This is a genomic window from Amycolatopsis panacis (assembly GCF_003600245.1).
GTDB lineage: Bacteria > Actinomycetota > Actinomycetes > Mycobacteriales > Pseudonocardiaceae > Amycolatopsis > Amycolatopsis sulphurea.
Map to the genome: position 1 here is coordinate 149,548 of NZ_QZFV01000109.1, position 16,100 is coordinate 165,647.

9 protein-coding genes and 1 riboswitch are annotated in these 16,100 nt (G+C 70.3%); of the genes, 2 read left to right on the forward strand and 7 right to left on the reverse strand.

What is annotated here, in order from left to right:
- Positions 1-36 precede the first annotated feature (36 nt).
- A complete protein-coding gene (locus D5S19_RS23865; protein ID WP_120025620.1) occupies positions 37-1,230 on the forward strand; it encodes an LCP family protein in 1,194 nt (397 codons plus the stop codon).
- Between the two features lie 552 nt (positions 1,231-1,782).
- Complete coding sequence (locus tag D5S19_RS23870) at positions 1,783-2,367, forward strand: GNAT family N-acetyltransferase (protein ID WP_120025656.1); 585 nt, start codon at positions 1,783-1,785, stop codon at positions 2,365-2,367.
- 516 nt (positions 2,368-2,883) lie between these two features.
- Here D5S19_RS23870 and D5S19_RS23875 read toward each other — a convergent pair.
- From D5S19_RS23875 to D5S19_RS23905, 7 genes are all read right to left on the reverse strand, one after another.
- Complete coding sequence (locus D5S19_RS23875) at positions 2,884-3,342, reverse strand: peroxiredoxin (RefSeq protein ID WP_120025621.1); 459 nt, start codon at positions 3,340-3,342, stop codon at positions 2,884-2,886.
- Between the two features lie 456 nt (positions 3,343-3,798).
- Positions 3,799-5,664 carry an EAL domain-containing protein gene (locus D5S19_RS23880; protein WP_120025622.1) on the reverse strand — a complete coding sequence of 622 codons (1,866 nt, stop codon included), beginning with the start codon at positions 5,662-5,664 and terminating at the stop codon, positions 3,799-3,801.
- Between the two features lie 243 nt (positions 5,665-5,907).
- Positions 5,908-7,362, reverse strand: a complete 1,455-nt coding sequence (locus tag D5S19_RS23885; RefSeq protein WP_120025623.1) for a cytochrome P450 — start codon at positions 7,360-7,362, stop codon at positions 5,908-5,910.
- Between the two features lie 203 nt (positions 7,363-7,565).
- On the reverse strand, positions 7,566-9,830 hold the full coding sequence (metE, locus tag D5S19_RS23890) for a 5-methyltetrahydropteroyltriglutamate--homocysteine S-methyltransferase (RefSeq protein ID WP_120025657.1): 2,265 nt from the start codon (positions 9,828-9,830) through the stop codon (positions 7,566-7,568).
- Positions 9,831-9,964: 134 nt separating this feature from the next.
- Positions 9,965-10,148: riboswitch (cobalamin riboswitch) on the reverse strand.
- A gap of 93 nt (positions 10,149-10,241) precedes the next feature.
- Positions 10,242-11,315: a ribonucleotide-diphosphate reductase subunit beta gene (locus tag D5S19_RS23895; protein ID WP_120025624.1), complete on the reverse strand. Its 1,074-nt coding sequence runs from the start codon at positions 11,313-11,315 to the stop codon at positions 10,242-10,244.
- A gap of 33 nt (positions 11,316-11,348) precedes the next feature.
- Positions 11,349-14,390: a ribonucleoside-diphosphate reductase subunit alpha gene (locus tag D5S19_RS23900; RefSeq protein ID WP_120025625.1), complete on the reverse strand. Its 3,042-nt coding sequence runs from the start codon at positions 14,388-14,390 to the stop codon at positions 11,349-11,351.
- A 220-nt stretch (positions 14,391-14,610) separates the two neighbouring features.
- Entirely contained in the window at positions 14,611-15,417 is an 807-nt protein-coding gene (locus D5S19_RS23905; protein WP_158605623.1) for an acetoacetate decarboxylase family protein, read from the reverse strand.
- Positions 15,418-16,100: the final 683 nt, after the last annotated feature.

Here is a 16,100-nt window from a genome sequence, read left to right on the forward strand (position 1 = left end):
CAGGACCACCGGATTCGGGGAACGGGTGATCGACCGATGACGTATGGAGGCGACGACGGCCGGCGGCGGATGCCACCACCTCGGCCACCGCAGCCAGGCGGCCAGCGGCCGCGGCAGAGTGCCCAGATGATGCCGCTGCCGGGGCGTGGCCCCAGCCCGTACGACGGCCGTACCCGGCCGATGGGCCGGCCGGGGCAGTCGCCGGGCGAGCCGCCCCCGCCGCCGTACCAGGGCCCGCCCGACCGGCCCGCCGGGGCCTCGCGGCCGCGCCGGCGCCGCCGGTGGGGCGTCGGCCGGATCCTGATGACGCTGCTGCTGGTGTTCGTGCTGTTCCTCGGCGGGGTCTGGGCCTACCTGGAGTTCTCCATCAACCGGGTGGAGGCGCTGAGCGACTACTCCGGCCGCCCGGCCGCCGCCTCCGGGGCGAACTGGCTGATCGTCGGTTCCGACAGCCGCGCCGGGCTGACCGCCCAGCAGGAGGAGAACCTGGCCACCGGCGGCGAGAGCGACGCGGGCGGCCAGCGCACCGACACGATCATGATCGCGCACGTGCCGGACAACTCGGCCAAGCCGACGCTGCTGTCGCTGCCGCGCGACTCCCAGGTGAAAATCCCCGGGCACGGCACCAGCAAGATCAACTCGGCGTTCACCCTCGGTGGCCCGCAGCTGCTGGTGAAGACCGTGGAGGGGGCCACCGGCCTGCACATCGACCACTACGCGGAGATCGGCTTCGGCGGCTTCGCGAACATCGTCGACGCGATCGGCGGGGTCGACATGTGCATCGACAAGGACATGAACGACGAGATGACCGGCATCGACATCAAGGCGGGCTGCCAGCAGCTCGACGGCCGCCAGGCACTCGGCTTCGTCCGGATGCGGCACAGCAGCGCGACCCCGCGTTCGGATCTGGACCGGGTGGCCAACCAGCGCAAGTTCATCGGCGCGCTGGTCAGCCAGATCGCCAGCCCCGGCACGCTGCTCAACCCGTTCGACTTCTTCCCGCTGCTGTCCTCGGCCCCCGACGCACTCACCATCGACAGCGGCGACCACCTGCACAACCTGGTCGGCCTGGCCATCGCCATGCGCGGCATCTCCGACGGCGGGGTCACCACCACCACGGTCCCGGTGACCAGCGGCTCGGCCGAGCACTGGGACAAGAGCAAATCGCAGCAGCTGTTCGACGCGCTCAAGAACGACACGGAGGTACCTGCGGGCATCGTGGTCAACTGAGCCGCCGGTCGCCTGGGTTCGGGCATTGAGCCGGTGGCCGGTCGGGTGTCGGGGCTGAGTCGGCGGGTCGGTCAGGCGGCGACATCGAGCTGGCGGAGGGTCAGGCGCGAGGGCTGATCGGCGGCGGGCTGGGTGCGGGGCAAAGAGTCCGTGCCTAGCCGGGCGTGGGGGCTGAGCCGATGGCTGGTCGGGCTGGGGGACCGAGCCGGCGGCCGGGGTGGGCTGCCGGGCTGGAGTCGGCGGTCGGTCGGGTGCGGCGACTGAGCCGCCGGTCGCCTGGGTTCGGGCATTGAGTCGGTGGCCGGTCGGGTGTCGGGGCTGAGCTGGCGACGGGCTGGGCGCTGAGACCGAGTCGGCTGGTCGTCCGGGCACCGGGACTGAGTCGGCTGGTCGGTCGGCTGGGGGCAAGAGCTGGCGGCTGGTCGGGCACGAGGGCTGGTCGGCCGTAGGCCGGGTGCGGCCAGTGACCGGGTGCGGCCAGTGAAGCGGCGGCGGTTCGGCCGGGAGCCGGAAATCGCGTGCCGGTCCGCCTCGGCTCGCGACCATGCCGCCATGGACACCCTCACCGACGGCACGATCACCCTCGCCCGCTGGCGCCCGGACGACCTCCATGTGCTCGTGCGCACGGTCACCGGATCGCTGGACCACCTCGGCGGCTGGCTGCTCTGGGCCACCGGCGGCTACGGCCGGGCCAAGGGCGCGGAATTCCTGCGTACGCAGGAGAACGGCGCGCAGGATTACGCCATCCGCGATTCATGCGGCACGGTCGTGGGCGGCTGCGGCCTGATGGACCGGCCGCCCGGCCGCGAGATCGGCTACTGGCTGGCGCGGGAGCACACCGGCCGGGGCTACGCGACACGCGCGGCCGCCCTCCTGATCGCCGAGTCCTGGCGCCAGGGCGCGGAATTCGTGGACATCAAGCACGATGACCGCAATATCACCAGCGGCGCGATCCCGCGGCGGCTGGGCTTCGCCCGGCACGGGGAGGTGCGCGCGGCGGAACCGGTGGCGCCGTCGTGCTCAGGCCGCACCTGCGTCTGGCGGCTGACCCGGCCGGGGCTGGGAGTTGAAGGTCCTGGTTGTGTTCTGAAAAGTAGCGTACGTGTACGTTATCTGTGGAAAAAGAATGCCGAGTGACGAATGCGGTCGCAGGCAGTGACCTTCCTTTGGTGTGGGTCTGCTGGTCTCGGGTCGAGCCGGAGGACCACCCGGCCGCGCAGGTGATCATCGGCGCGGTAGTCGGGATCGCCTGGGAGGGGGCGGCTACGCCGGGCTTGTCGAGCTGCTCGCGTAGCACCTTGTCCCGCGCACGCCGATGCGCGCGCGGGCGGCATCCGTGGGTGGGGCGACGGACGAAGCGCATCGCCGGACGAGGTGCCTGGTTGGGCGAGGTGTATGGCTCGGACAAGCACGCGGCTGGACAGTCCTACGGGTCGGACAAATGCGCGGCCGGACAAGCGCACGGCAAGAGGAAGCGCATGACCGGCAGAGGTGCACGCCCGGACGGGTGCCTGCCGGACGAGTACCCCGGCTGGACAACCGCGCAGCGGGACGAAGTGCTTGCAGGACAAGCGCCGGCCCGGAAGTGCGCCCGCTTGGGACAAAAAGCGCCCGCCCACACGAAGCGGTGAAGCGCCCGCCTGGACAAGCTCGTCAGGCCCCGGCCCGCTCCCGAAGTACCTCCAGCGCCCGGTCGGCGTGCGTGGTGAGGTTCAGCTCGCTCTTGATCACTTCGAGCACCCGGCGGTCGGTGCCGATCACGAAGGTCCGCCGTTTCGTGTGCAGGGGCAGGATCTTCCGCCATACGCCGAACTGCTTCGCCACCGTACCGTCCACATCGGACAGCAGGGGGTAGCCGAAGCCGTGCGTCTCGGTGAAGGTGCGCTGCTTGATCACCTCGTCCGGGCTGATGCCCACCCGCTGGGCGCCGACTTCGGCGAACTCGGCGGCCAGATCGCGGAAATGGCAGCTCTCCGTGGTGCACCCGCTGCTCATCGCGGCGGGGTAGAAGAACAGCACCACCGGGCCGTCGGCGAGCAGCACCGACAGCGTGCGGTCGGTGCCCTCGTCGTCAGGGAGGGTGAAATCGGGCGCGAGGTCGCCGGTCTGCATGCGGGTCCTTCCGGGTCGGGGCAGGGGTCATCCTGCCCGGTATTCGGCGCCACGGCAGAGCCGGATGGGTACCGGGGGCGGAAGTCTTCACCGGACGGATTCGGGGAACGCGCCCATCCATCGGCCGGACGGTCGCTCGGTCCAGCGGCGTGGCCGTTCGCTCGTTCAAGTAGCGTGGCCGTTCGCTGGGCTTGGTGCGGCCGGCTACTCGGGTCGGCGCGGCTGCTTGGTCCGGTCGGCGCGGCCGGTTGCTCGGACCGGCGGAGTCGTTCGCTCGGGTCGGCGCGGTCACTCGCCCGGACCGTTGCCGCTTACATGGGCAGGCCAGGCTGCTCACCCGGGTCGGCGCGGCCGTTGACCCAGCCCTGCGCGGCCCTTGCTCAAGCTGGCCAGGCCGCCCACCGCGCCCGGAGCGCCCGCTCCCTGAAGCTGGCAGAGCCGCCCCCGCGGCCACCGTCAGCGGGAGTGTCGTTCGATCATTTCGTCCACCTCGTCACCGGTGGCCGAGTCGGCGATGAACGAGCCGCGGGCGGCCAGAACGCCCAGTTCCCGCAGCCGGTGCGCGTGCCGGGCGGTGCGCACGCCCTCCGCGCCGATCCGCAGGCCCAGTTCCTTCGCCCGGACGACCAGCTGGCCGAGATGGCGCACGTCGGCCTCGGCCGGCTCTTCGGCGAGTGCTTCGATCACCGCGCCGCTGAGGATCACGTGCCGCACCGGCAGGCCGAAGCGCGGGATCAGCTCCAGGTCGGACGAGCCCTCGATGGTCAGGACCAGTTGCGCACCCAGATCGGCGAGCACGGAGAAGGAGTCCAGCACCTCGCCCCTCTCGTCGAACAGGGACTCCCGGTCGGTGCACAGCCGCAGCGCCTGCGCGGGCAGCGCGTGCCGGTCGAGCTGCTCCTTCACCAGCATTACCAGATCGGGGTCGGTGGCCAGCCGCTTCGGCAGCCGGATGCACACGTCCGGGGCGGCGTCGCCGTGGCGGTCGCGCCAGCGTGCGGTGGCGGCCAGGGATTCGGCCAGCAGCCACCGGCCGAGCGGGACGGTCATCCCGGTGGTCTGCGCGAGCGGGTAGAACTCGGCCGAGTCCAGCTCGCCCTTCTCCGGGTGACGCCAGCGCAGCCCGGCGTTCACCGCGGCGATCTGGTCCTGCGCGGCCAGTTTCACGGTCGGCTGGTAGATCAGCGAGAACTCGCCGTTCTCCAGCGCGCCCGCGATCACCGCGCCGAGCCGGTACCGGCCGCGGTCGCGGGCGTCCTGGTGCGGGTCGAACAGCATCCACTGCGCCTTGCCCGCTTCCTTGGCCCGGTGCAGCGCGAGTTCCGCGGCACGCAGCATCTCGATGTGCCCGTCCCCGGCGGCCGAGCGCACCACGATGCCCGCGCTGGCGCTCACCCCGATGCCGTCGCCGTGGAGGTACTCCGGCTCCTGCAGATCGAGCAGCGCGCGATCCACCAGTGTGACCGCGTGCTGCTGGGTCAGCTGCGGACCGCGCAGCACCGCCCCGAACCCGTCGCCGGACAGCCGGGCCAGATACCCGTCATAGCCCTCGTGCGGTCCGTCGAACACCGCCTTGAGCTTGTGTGCCACCTTCTTCAGCACCTGATCGGCCACGCCGGTGCCGAGCCCGTCGTTGATCACCCGGAATCCGTCGAGATCCAGGTAGATCAACGCGATCTCGGATTCGCCCGCCGAGGCGAGGGAGAATTCGAGCCGGGCGGTGAACGCCGCCGAGTTGGGCAGGCCGGTCAGCGGATCGTGCAGGTTCTGGTGCAGCAGCCGCTCGCCGAGCAGGTGCAGGTCGTCCGCGTCGGCGGCCATCAGCATCGGGAACCGGCTGCCCGGGGTGTCCCCGGGGACCGCGGCGAGCGTGACGTTGGTGATCAGCCCGCCGTCCACGCGGTGGTCCAGGTGCACGCCGCGGACGGTCCACCGGTCGTCGCCCTCCTCGAGGATCCGGGTCAGCCCGGCGCGCAGCCTGCCCGTGTCCTGCGGGGTGGCGGCCAGCTCGGCGAGGTGCCGGCCGGCCAGGCTCTCGGCGGTCCCGCCGAGCAGTTTCGCCAGTGCCGCGTTCGCCTCCACGATCACGCCGGACCGGTCGGCGAGCGCGATCCCGATCGGCGCGGCGCCGAACAGCGCGGCGAACCGCAGCAGCGCACCCTCGTCCGGCGGCGGTATCGAGTCGGCGACCTCGCCCGCGAAGGCGAGCAGCAGCCGCTCCAGTTCGCCGGCGGGCAGCTCTACTCCGTTGGTGTCAGCGAGCGTGGCCGCGTACTTGCGTGCGACACCGGCCCAGCTTGGCGCGGCACCGGGTTCGGCCACACTCCACCTCTTCGGACGCGGACAATGGCCAGCTCAGACCCAGTGCCGGGAATCGGGGACCCACGCTAGGTACGAGTTCGGCCGCGAATGATGCCACGGCATCACGGGTGGAACGTACTGTCTACCGGCTGAACGAGTGAAGCGATCCGTACAATTGGTGACGGGTCGTTACCAAGAGTGCTCGATGGTGGGGCTGGTTCCGGCCATTTCCCTCGCGCTGGTACTCGCCGTCCGTGGCGGTGGTCACCGGTAGGTGAGCTGCACCGGGAGCCCGTCGGTGGGCACCGGAAGTGAGACGTAGTCCCATTTCGGCGTGTAATCCGCGGGTACGGACCAGCGGTAGGTGCGCAGCATCTCGTGCAGCAGCGCCTTCACTTCCAGGCCGCCGAACCGCAGCCCGATGCACTTGTGCGCCCCGCCGCCGAACGGCATCCAGGCGAAGCGGTGCGTCTTGTCCTCCCGGCGGTCCGGGCCGAACCGCGGCGGGTCGAACCGCATCGGGTCGGTCCAGCACTCGGGGGAGAAGTGGTTGACCGTCGGGGAAACGGCGACCAGCGCGCCCGCGGGCAGGTAGTGGCCGAGCACCTCGGTGTCCTTGGTGGTCATCCGGGCCAGCGAGGGCACGGGCGCGCGCAGCCGCAGCGCCTCCTTCATTACCAGATCCAGCGTTTCCAGGCTTTCCAACGCTTCGATGTCCGGCAGGTCGTCGCCCAGACGCAGTGATTCCGCGCGGGCGCGCTCCTGCCACTCCGGGTGCTTCGCCAGGTAGTAGGCCATCGCGCTGCTGGTGATGGTGGTGGTGTCGTGGGCGGCCATCATCAGGAAGATCATGTGGTTGACGATGTCCGCGTCGCCGAACCGGTCGCCGTCCTCGGTGGTGGCCTGACAGAGCGCGGAGAACAGGTCGTCGCCGTCCGCCGCGCGTTTCGCGGGCAGGCTCGCGCCGAAGTAGTTCTCCAGCAGACGCCGCCCGCGCAGGCCCGCCGCCCAGCGGCCACCCGGCACCGGATAACGCACGATCGCCGTCCCCGCTCGCACCGCGCTCACGAACGCGCGGTTGATCCGCGCCGTGCCGAATTCGTCGCTTTCGGCCGGCAACGCCATGAACACCCTGGTCGCCACGTCGAGGGTGAGTTGTTTGAGCGCCCAGTACAGCCGCGGCCCGCCGGCGCCCCAGGCACGGACGCCCTCGCGCAGCGGCGGGCCCATCTGCGTGACGTAGCCGGCCAGCCGTTCGCGGGTGAAGGCCTGCTGCATGATCCCGCGGTGCAGGCGGTGCTCGCCGAAGTCGAGCAGCATCAGCCCACGGTCGAAGAAGCGCTCGATGAAGAACTTCCAGCCCTCCTGTGAGAACGCCTTGTCCTTGTTCACCAGCGCGATCCGGGTGGCCTCCGGCCCGGACAGCGACACGATCCGGCGGCCGAACGCGCCGGTCCAATACACCGGCCCGTACTGCGCGAACCGGCGCATGGTGAACTCGAGCCCGAACCGCATCATGTCCGGCGCGTGCCCGACCACCGGCGGCCCGTCGTCGCCGAGCACCGGCGCCAGCCCGCTCCCGGACGGTGGCTCGGCCAGCGCCCGCACCGGAAACCGCGCCCCGAGCCACCGCTCGTCCACGGCCCGCGGCAACGGAACCGCGGTCAACGGCGGCATCCGCTCCCGCAACGCCGCGATCCGGGCTGCCGTACCGGCCATCGCCGACCACCTCCGGGCTCGTCGATCTTGGACAGTTCCAGGGTGCGCTGCTGTTGACCCCGTGACAACGTTTGCCCCAAGCCCCGTCCGGGTGAGACCGCCCCAGCCGGCGCCGGGTTGGCTGAAGGGCTGTGAAGGGTCCCTTCACGGACGCAGAGTCCGTGAAGGGACCCTTCACAGCCTTACTTGTCAGCGGCCGGGGCTCAGCGGGGTTCGCCGCGGAGCTGACGGGCCGCGCCGACCAGGTGGCGCAGTGCGGGTTCCACCTCGGCGTAACCACGGGTCTTCAGTCCGCAGTCCGGGTTGACCCACAGGCGATCGGCGGGCACGGCGGCCAGCGCGGTGCGGACCAGGCCGGTCACCTCGCCGGAGCCGGGCACCCGTGGAGAGTGGATGTCGTAGACGCCCGGGCCGACGCCTCGGGCGAACCCCGCGGAGGTCAGGTCGGCCAGCACCGCCATTTTCGACCGGGCGGCCTCGATGCTGGTCACGTCGGCTTCAAGCGCGTCGATCGCGGGCAGCACCTCGCCGAATTCGGAATAGCACATGTGCGTGTGGATCTGCGTGCGGTCCTCGACGCCGGAGGTGGACAGCCGGAACGCGTGCACCGCCCAGGCGAGGTACGCGTCGTGCGCGGCCGTTCGCAGGGGCAGCAGCTCCCGCAGCGCCGGTTCGTCGACCTGGATGACGCGGATGCCGGCCGCCTCCAGATCGGCCACCTCGTCGCGGATGGCCAGGGCGACCTGCCGCGCGGTGTCGCCGAGCGGCTGGTCGTCGCGGACGAACGACCAGGCCAGGATGGTCACCGGACCGGTCAGCATGCCCTTCACCGGGCGGCTGGTGAGGTCTTGGGCATAGCGCGCCCACTCCACGGTCATCGGCTCCGGCCGCGAGACGTCGCCGAACAGGATCGGCGGGCGCACACAGCGCGAACCGTAGGACTGCACCCAGCCGTGCTCGGTGGCCGCGAACCCGGCCAGTTGCTCGGCGAAGTACTGCACCATGTCGTTGCGCTCCGGCTCGCCGTGCACCAGCACGTCCAGGCCGAGGTCTTCTTGCAGCCGCACCACGCGCTCGATCTCGGCGCGCATGGCGCCTCGGTACTGCTCGGCGCCGAGCTTGCCCGCCCGGTGCGCGGCACGGGCGCGGCGCACGTCGCCGGTCTGCGGGAAGGATCCGATGGTCGTGGTCGGCAGATCCGGCAGGTTCAGCGCGGCCGACTGGGCGGCGGCACGCTGCGCGTACGGCGGGCGGACGGCGTCTGCCTCGGTCAGCCCGGCGAGCCTGCTGCGGACCGCCGGGTCGGTCAGCTCGGTGGCGCCGGCGCGATCGGCCACCGCGGCGCGCGCCGGGGCCAGGTCCACGTCCTCGCCGTCGAGCGCGCGGCCGAGCAGCACCACCTCGTCGACCTTCTGCCGGGCGAACGCGAGCCAGCTCTGCAGCCGCGGTTCGAGCCGAGTCTCCGCGGTCACGTCGTAGGGCACGTGCAGCAGCGAACACGACGTGCTCACGCTGACCCGGGCGGCGGTGCCGGCCAGCCGACGCGCGCACGCGAGCGCGCGGTCCGGATCGGTGCGCCACACGTTGCGCCCGTCCACGACCCCGGCGAGGATCTCCTTGTCGCGCAGCGCGCCTTCCGCCACCACATCGTCCACAAAGGACTCATCGGTGACCAGGTCGACGGCCAGCGCCTCGATCGGGGAGCGGGCGAGCACGCCCAGCGCCCGGCCCAGTTTGCCGAAGTACCCGGCGACCAGCAGCTTCGGCCGGTCGGTCTCCTTCGCCAGCACGTGGTAGGCGCGGGTGAGCGCGTTCAGCTCGGCGGTGCTCCGGTCGGCGGCGAACGCCGGTTCGTCCAGCTGCACCCACTCCACGCCTTCGGTCCGCAGGCGGCGCAGCAGCTCGACGTAGGCGGGCAGCAGCTCGTCGAGCAGTTCGATCGGCTCGAACCCGGGGGTGTCCGCCTTGGCCAGCACCAGGAAAGTGACCGGTCCGACCAGCACCGGCCGCGGGGTGACACCCAGCGCCTTCGCTTCGCGGACCTCGTCGAGCGGGGCGGTGCCGGTCAGCGTGAACCGGCTGTCCGGGCCCAGCTCCGGGACGAGGTAGTGGTAGTTCGTGTCGAACCACTTCGTCATCTCCAGCGCGGGCGCGTCCGGCACCCCGCGGGCGGCGGCGAAGTAGGTGTCCAGCGGGGAAAGGCCCAGCCGGGTGAAACGCCCGGGCAGCGCGCCGAACAGCGCGGCGATGTCGAGCACCTGATCGTAGTGGGAGAACGTGCTCGACGGGATCGAGCCGAGACCGGCGTCGCGCAGAGCGGTCCAGGTCCGCTCGCGCAGCCTCCGCCCGGTCTCCAGCAGGCCGGCCTCGGTGGCCTTGCCCGCCCAGTAGGCCTCCAGTGCTCGTTTGAGCTCCCGGTCCGGCCCGATCCTCGGATGACCGAGGACAGTGGTGCCCAGGGTGTTCAGGGTGTTCAGGGTGTTCACAGCTGTGCATCCTCACGTGCTCGCCGGATGAGCCCGGGCACGCGGGAGCCGTGCTTCGGTCGCGCCTTGTCCCACGAGGCCCGGACTCACGCACGCCTTCGGCGCGCGTACCACGGGCAGGTCTTCGGACTCGTGGGCGTACCGCTCGTGCCTACCGGCCGTCGCTTCCCGGGCTCGCGCCCAGTGCTGTACCGCTCTCGCGGTGACGGCTTCCGTTCCCACATACCGCTGCGGGGCAGTCCCGGATTCACACCGGGTTCCCTGTTGCCTCCCCAGTGCGCGGCCGCGCCGCAAAGAGGCTCGGCCACGTCCTGGCGAACCAGTGGCGTGGCCGAGCCTAGCGGGTCGTGGCCGGAGACGGCACAAGTCGTACTCGATTCCCGGAGTGCGGGATCAGTCCCAGTCCAGCGCGCCGCCCGACTGGTACTCGATGACCCGGGTCTCGAAGAAGTTCTTCTCCTTCTTCAGGTCCATCGCCTCCGACATCCAGGGGAACGGGTTTTCCGTCTCCCCGAAGATCGGCGCCAGCCCGATCTGCTGCGCGCGCCGGTCGGTGATGAAGTGCATGTACTGCTCGCACAGCTGCGCCGAGAGGCCCAGCATGCCCCGCGGCATGGTGTCGCGGGCGTAGGCGACCTCCAGCTCGCAGGCGTCGGTCAGCATCTGCCGGACCTCGGCCTGGAACTGCTCGGTCCACAGGTGCGGATTCTCGATCTTGATCTGGTTGATGCAGTCGATACCGAAGTTCAGGTGGATCGACTCGTCCCGCAGGATGTACTGGTACTGCTCGGCGATGCCGACCATCTTGTTCCGCCGGCCCAGCGACAGGATCTGCGCGAAACCGGTGTAGAACCACATGCCCTCGAAGATCACGTAGAACGCCACCAGATCGCGCAGAAACGCGGTGTCCGCCTCCGGCGTGCCGGTCTCGAAGTCCGGGTCCTCCAGGTGCTGGGTGTACTTCAGCGCCCAGGCGTCCTTGTCCGAAATGGACGGTACCTCGCGGTACATGTTGAACAGCTCGCCCTCGACCAGGCCGAGGCTCTCGCAGATGTACTGGAAGGTGTGCGTGTGCACGGCCTCCTCGAACGCCTGGCGCAGCAGGTACTGGCGGCACTCCGGGTTGGTGATCTGCCGGTACACCGCGAGCACGATGTTGTTGGCCACCAAGGACTCCGCGGTGGCGAAGAAGCCGAGGTTGCGCTTGAGCATCTGACGCTCGTCGTCGGTCAGGCCGTCGGCGGACTTCCACAGCGCGATGTCGGCCTGCATCGCGACCTCGGTCGGCATCCAGTGGTTGTTGCAGCCGGCCAGGTATTTGTCCCAGGCCCAGCGGTACTTCATCGGCAGCAGCTGGTTCACGTCGGCGCGGGCGTTGATCATCCGCTTGTCGTCGACGTCGATCCGGCCCGCGCCGACCTCGATCCGGCCCAGCCCGGTCGCGTCCGTGCTCTCCACGTTGGTCATGTATCCACTCACCTCAAGCTTCGTGGTCGGGCGTTACTGGCAGGCTTCGCAGTCGGGGTCGTCGATGCGGCAGGCGGCGCCTTCGGTGGCGACGAAGTCCACGTCGTCCACCTTCGGCAGCTCCTTCGATTCCGGCTGCGCGGCGGGCGGGGTGGCCGGGACCGCGGCTGCGGGGCCGGGCGACGGAGCCAGGCCGGCCGACGGCGAAGGAGACGCTGCCGAGACCGGGCCGGCCGACGGCGAAGGGGCCGGGCTCGGCGACGGGACGGGACCAGCCGGCCGGGCCGCTGCCGGGCTCGCCGCGGGGGCGGTGGCGGCGGGGGTGGCCGAGACCGCGTTCAGCTTGCCGTCGGTGCCGCGCAGGGTGCTCTTCTCCACGTGCGTGGCCGAGCGGGCCCGCAGGTAGTACGTGGTCTTGAGCCCCTTGTGCCAGGCATAGCGGTACAGCTCGTCGAGCTTGCGGCCGCTCGGCGCGTCGATGTAGAGGTTCAGCGACTGCGCCTGGTCGATCCACTTCTGGCGCCGCGAACCCGCGTCCACCAGCCACTTCGACTCGATCTCGAACGCGGTCGCGTACAGCGCCTTGAGATCGTCCGGCACGCGGTCGATCTGGCCGAGGCTGCCGTCGAAGTACTTGAGGTCGCTGACCATGACCTCGTCCCACAGCCCGCGCGCCTTGAGCGAGCGCACCAGGTGCGGGTTCACCACGGTGAAGTCCCCGGACATGTTCGACTTCACGTACAGGTTCTGGAACAGCGGCTCGATCGACTGGCCCACCCCGCAGATGTTGGAGATCGTCGCGGTCGGCGCGATCGCCATCACGTTGGAGTTGCGCATGCCGACCGTCCTCACCCGCTCGCGCAGCGGCGCCCAGTCCAAAGTGGACGAGGTGTCCACGTCGAGCGCGTCGCCCTGTCGGGCGTCGATCAGCAGCTGCATCGAGTCGATCGGGAGGATGCCGCGGCTCCACAGCGAACCCTCGAACGACTGGTAGCGGCCGCGTTCCTGGGCGAGGTCGGTGGAGGCCGAGATCGCGTAGTAGGAGATGTGCTCCATGCTTTCGTCGGCGAACCGCACCGCGGCGTCCGAGGACAGCGGCACGCCGATCTCGAACAGCGCGTCCTGGAAGCCCATCAGTCCCAGCCCGATCGGCCGATGGCGCAGGTTGGACCGGCGCGCCTCCGGGATCGTGTAGAAGTTGATGTCGATCACGTTGTCCAGCATGCGGACCGCGGTGCGCACGGTCTGCTCCAGCCGGGCGGTGTCCAAACCGGACGGGGTGACGTGCTTGAGCAGGTTGACCGAGCCGAGGTTGCAGACCGCGACCTCTTCACTGTTGGTGTTCAGCGTGATCTCGGTGCACAGGTTGGACGAGTGCACCACGCCGATGTGCTGCTGCGGCGAGCGCAGGTTGCACGGGTCCTTGAAGGTGATCCACGGGTGCCCGGTCTCGAACAGCATGGTCAGCATGCGCCGCCACAGTTCCACCGCGCGCACGCGCCGGAACACCTTGATCTCCCCGCGTTCGGCGGCGGCCTCGTACTCGCGGTAGCGCTCGGCGAACGCGGTGCCGAACAGGTCGTGCAGGTCCGGGGTCTCGTTCGGGGAGAACAGCGTCCACTGCGCGTCCGCCTCGACCCGGCGCAGGAACTCGTCGGGCACCCAGTTGGCGGTGTTCATGTCGTGCGTGCGGCGGCGGTCGTCGCCGGTGTTCTTGCGCAGGTCGAGGAATTCCTCGATGTCGACGTGCCAGGTCTCCAGGTAGGCGCAGGCCGCGCCCTTGCGCTTGCCGCCCTGGTTCACCGCGACCGCGGTGTCGTTGGCGATCTTCAGGAACGGCACCACGCCCTGGGACTGGCCGTTGGTGCCCTTGATGTGCGCGCCGAGACCGCGGACCGGGGTCCAGTCGTTGCCGAGCCCGCCGGAGTATTTGGCCAGCAGAGCGTTGTTCTTGTACGCCTGGAAGATCGAGTCCAGGTCGTCGTCCACTGTGGTCAGGAAGCAGGACGAGAGCTGGGCACGGGTGGTGCCCGAGTTGAACAGCGTCGGCGTCGAGGCCATGAAGTGGAACGTGGAGAGCAGTTCATAGAATTCTATCGCACGAGATTCCCGGTCATCCTCGCGGATCGCCAGGCCCATCGCGACGCGCATGAAGAACGCCTGCGGCAGCTCGAAACGGACGCCGTTGTGGTGCTGGAAGTACCGGTCGTAGAGCGTCTGTAGGCCGAGGAAGCCGAAGTCCAGGTCCCGCTCGGGGTGCAGGGCGGCGGTGATCCGGTCCAGGTCGAAGCCGAGCAGCTCGCCGTCGACCAGCTCCAGCTCGACCGCGCGGCGCAGGTAGGCGCGGAAGTACGCGGGGTACTCGCGGGCCATCTCGTCCTGGCTGGCCAGGCGAGGGGTGCCGGCCAGGTGGCTGAGTGCCTCGCCGCGCAGCTTGTCCAGCAGCAGCCGGGCGCTGACGTAGGAGTAGTTCGGCTCCTGCTCGACGAGCACCCGGGCGGCCATGATCTGCGCCAGCGCCAGCTCGTCGGTGCTGATGCCGTCGTAGAGGTTGCGCTTGGCCTCGGCGAGCACCGGCTCGGCGGACACGTCTTCGAGCCCGGCCACCGCCTCGCCGACCACATGCGCCACGCGGGCCCAGTCGAGCGGGCGGACCGTGCCGTCGGCGCCCTTCACGGTGATCGCGGCCTCGGCCGGGGCGGGCGCGGCGGCCTCGCGGGCCTTCGTGCGCTCCTCGCGGTAGAGCACGTACGCGCGGGCGACCTTGTGGTGCTCCCCGCGCATCAGCGCGAGTTCGACCTGGTCCTGGATCTGCTCGATGTGCAGCGCGGTCTCCGGCCCGGCGTGCCGCAGCAGCGCTGCCTCCACCTGCCCGGTCAGCTCGGCGACCACGTGGTGCACGCGCGAGGACGCCGCGGCGTCGCCCCCCTCGACCGCGAGGAAGGCCTTGGTCAGCGCCACCGAGATCTTGCCCGCGTCGAAGGGTGAGACGCTGCCGTCCCGCCGGATCACGTGGACGGTGTTCGGGGCCTGGTCTGCCGTCGCCGGCGGCCGCGTACCGGTTTCCACTGACATGCGCGTCTCCCACAGAGTCGACCCGAAAAGGGCGTGTTCGAGCGGCGCACCACCCGGCGGGGCTGTGCGCTGCGGTTACGTAGATCTGCCCGGCGACCCTCCCGAAGCGGTCTCCCCGTCGCTGGGGGCTGCCGGTGTTCAGAGACTACATGTAGGGGTTGGGGCCTGCACGTGCCCCAAGGGGTGGCGTGTCGAGGCTTCACCCTCGCGGGTTAGGTCGTCACTCAGAGCGGCTGGTCGAGGCCCCGCGCGGACCGAATTCGAGGGTGAATCCCCGCAGCACGGCACTGCCCACAGGCCGCTTCCCGGCAAGCTGACCGAGCGGCCCGGCGGGGTTGACCGCCCAGTCCGCCGCGGCGAGTGACGGCCGGGCTCGCCATCGCACCGGCGTACGGGTGAGGCGGCCGGCGAGGGTCTGGGCGATCTCGAATCGGGCGGGTAGGGGGAAGGGCAGCCCGGCTCGGGGGGTGAACGCGGCGGTGGCGATCCAGACGCCGGTCGGCTCGGCGTGGGTCGTCGCAGTGTGGACGGCTGCGGTCTCGGCGGCTGTGGTGTCGGTTGTGGCTGTGTCGGTTGCGGCTGTGGTGTCGCTGATCGTGGTGGCCGTGGTGTCGGCGGTCGTCCCCTCGGCTGCCGCGGTACCTGTGGTCGCGGTGTCGGTGGAGGCCGTGATCCCCGTGGTGGCAGTGAAGGTTCGCCCGCCGGTGAAACCGAAGGAGGCGAGTTCTTTCGGGATGCCCCAGAGTTCGCGCCCGCCGTCCCGCGATATCTCGCTGTCGACCCAGATCTGGGTGATCGACGCGGCGAGTCCGCGACCGTGTACCGCGACTGCGCAGAGCAGCTCGCGGTAACTCAGCTGCCCCGGCGGCCGGTAGTCGATCCAGGCGGTGAACACGGACGCACGCCCGGCGATGAGGATCGGTTCCGCGCCCGCGGGCAGGCCGGCCACCTCGTCGACGGGCAGTCGCCACATCGACAAACAGGCTTCACCGGCGAGTCGCCACGGCTCCGGTGGGTAGTCGCTCACGCTGCTCACCTCGGGTGGGGCGGTTGCCGGATCATCGCGGTCCGGGCGGTGACAAGGGCTGTTTCGCTGGTTCGCGGGAACACTTCTCTGGGCCGGAGTACTTCGCCGCGAGGGAGGAGGTGATGCGCGAACCTGGCGCGGAGGGCTCCGCCCGAGCTGAAGATCCGGTCGCCGCGCATCCCGTTGCGCGCGGCGCCTGGACCGACGAGCCTTGGCAGGGGCCGGTCTTCGAGTCCGAGGTCGCGACGAGTGACGAGAGGATCCGGACAGAAATCCGTTGTGGCGCAAGGACATTCGTCGGGGAGTGGGACGGCGGCTCCGGGCGCTGCCGATGCCACGCGCATCGTCGCGATCATCGATTCCCCCGTGGTGGGGATCCGGTGTGACACTTGCTGGACGGGGCGGATCGTGGGGGAATTCGTCGCGGCGACAAGGTAATCGCCGGAAAGAGCGCCAGCGGCCCCTTGGCCACCGGTGTTTCGGGCGAGCGTGGCGGTGACCTGGTGCCCGACCTTCGCGCGCGAACCCATGTGCCGACGGTAGGTCCTGGCCGGATCGCCGGCAACGTGTCACTCGGTGGGGTGAGTGTGTTTGCTCGTGTCTGTGTTGGCGTTTTTGCCGTACATGTACGCGGATTCTCCGCCAAGAACGTACTCACACTCGGCGGAGGCGACTTCGCTGTC

Coding starts and splice junctions, on each gene's coding strand:
- D5S19_RS23865 (WP_120025620.1), top strand. CDS start 37: ATGACGTATGGAGGCGACGACGGCCGGCGGCGGATGCCACCACCTCGG.
- D5S19_RS23870 (WP_120025656.1), top strand. CDS start 1,783: ATGGACACCCTCACCGACGGCACGATCACCCTCGCCCGCTGGCGCCCG.
- D5S19_RS23875 (WP_120025621.1), bottom strand. CDS start 3,342: ATGCAGACCGGCGACCTCGCGCCCGATTTCACCCTCCCTGACGACGAG.
- D5S19_RS23885 (WP_120025623.1), bottom strand. CDS start 7,362: ATGGCCGGTACGGCAGCCCGGATCGCGGCGTTGCGGGAGCGGATGCCG.
- D5S19_RS23895 (WP_120025624.1), bottom strand. CDS start 11,315: ATGACCAACGTGGAGAGCACGGACGCGACCGGGCTGGGCCGGATCGAG.
- D5S19_RS23900 (WP_120025625.1), bottom strand. CDS start 14,390: ATGTCAGTGGAAACCGGTACGCGGCCGCCGGCGACGGCAGACCAGGCC.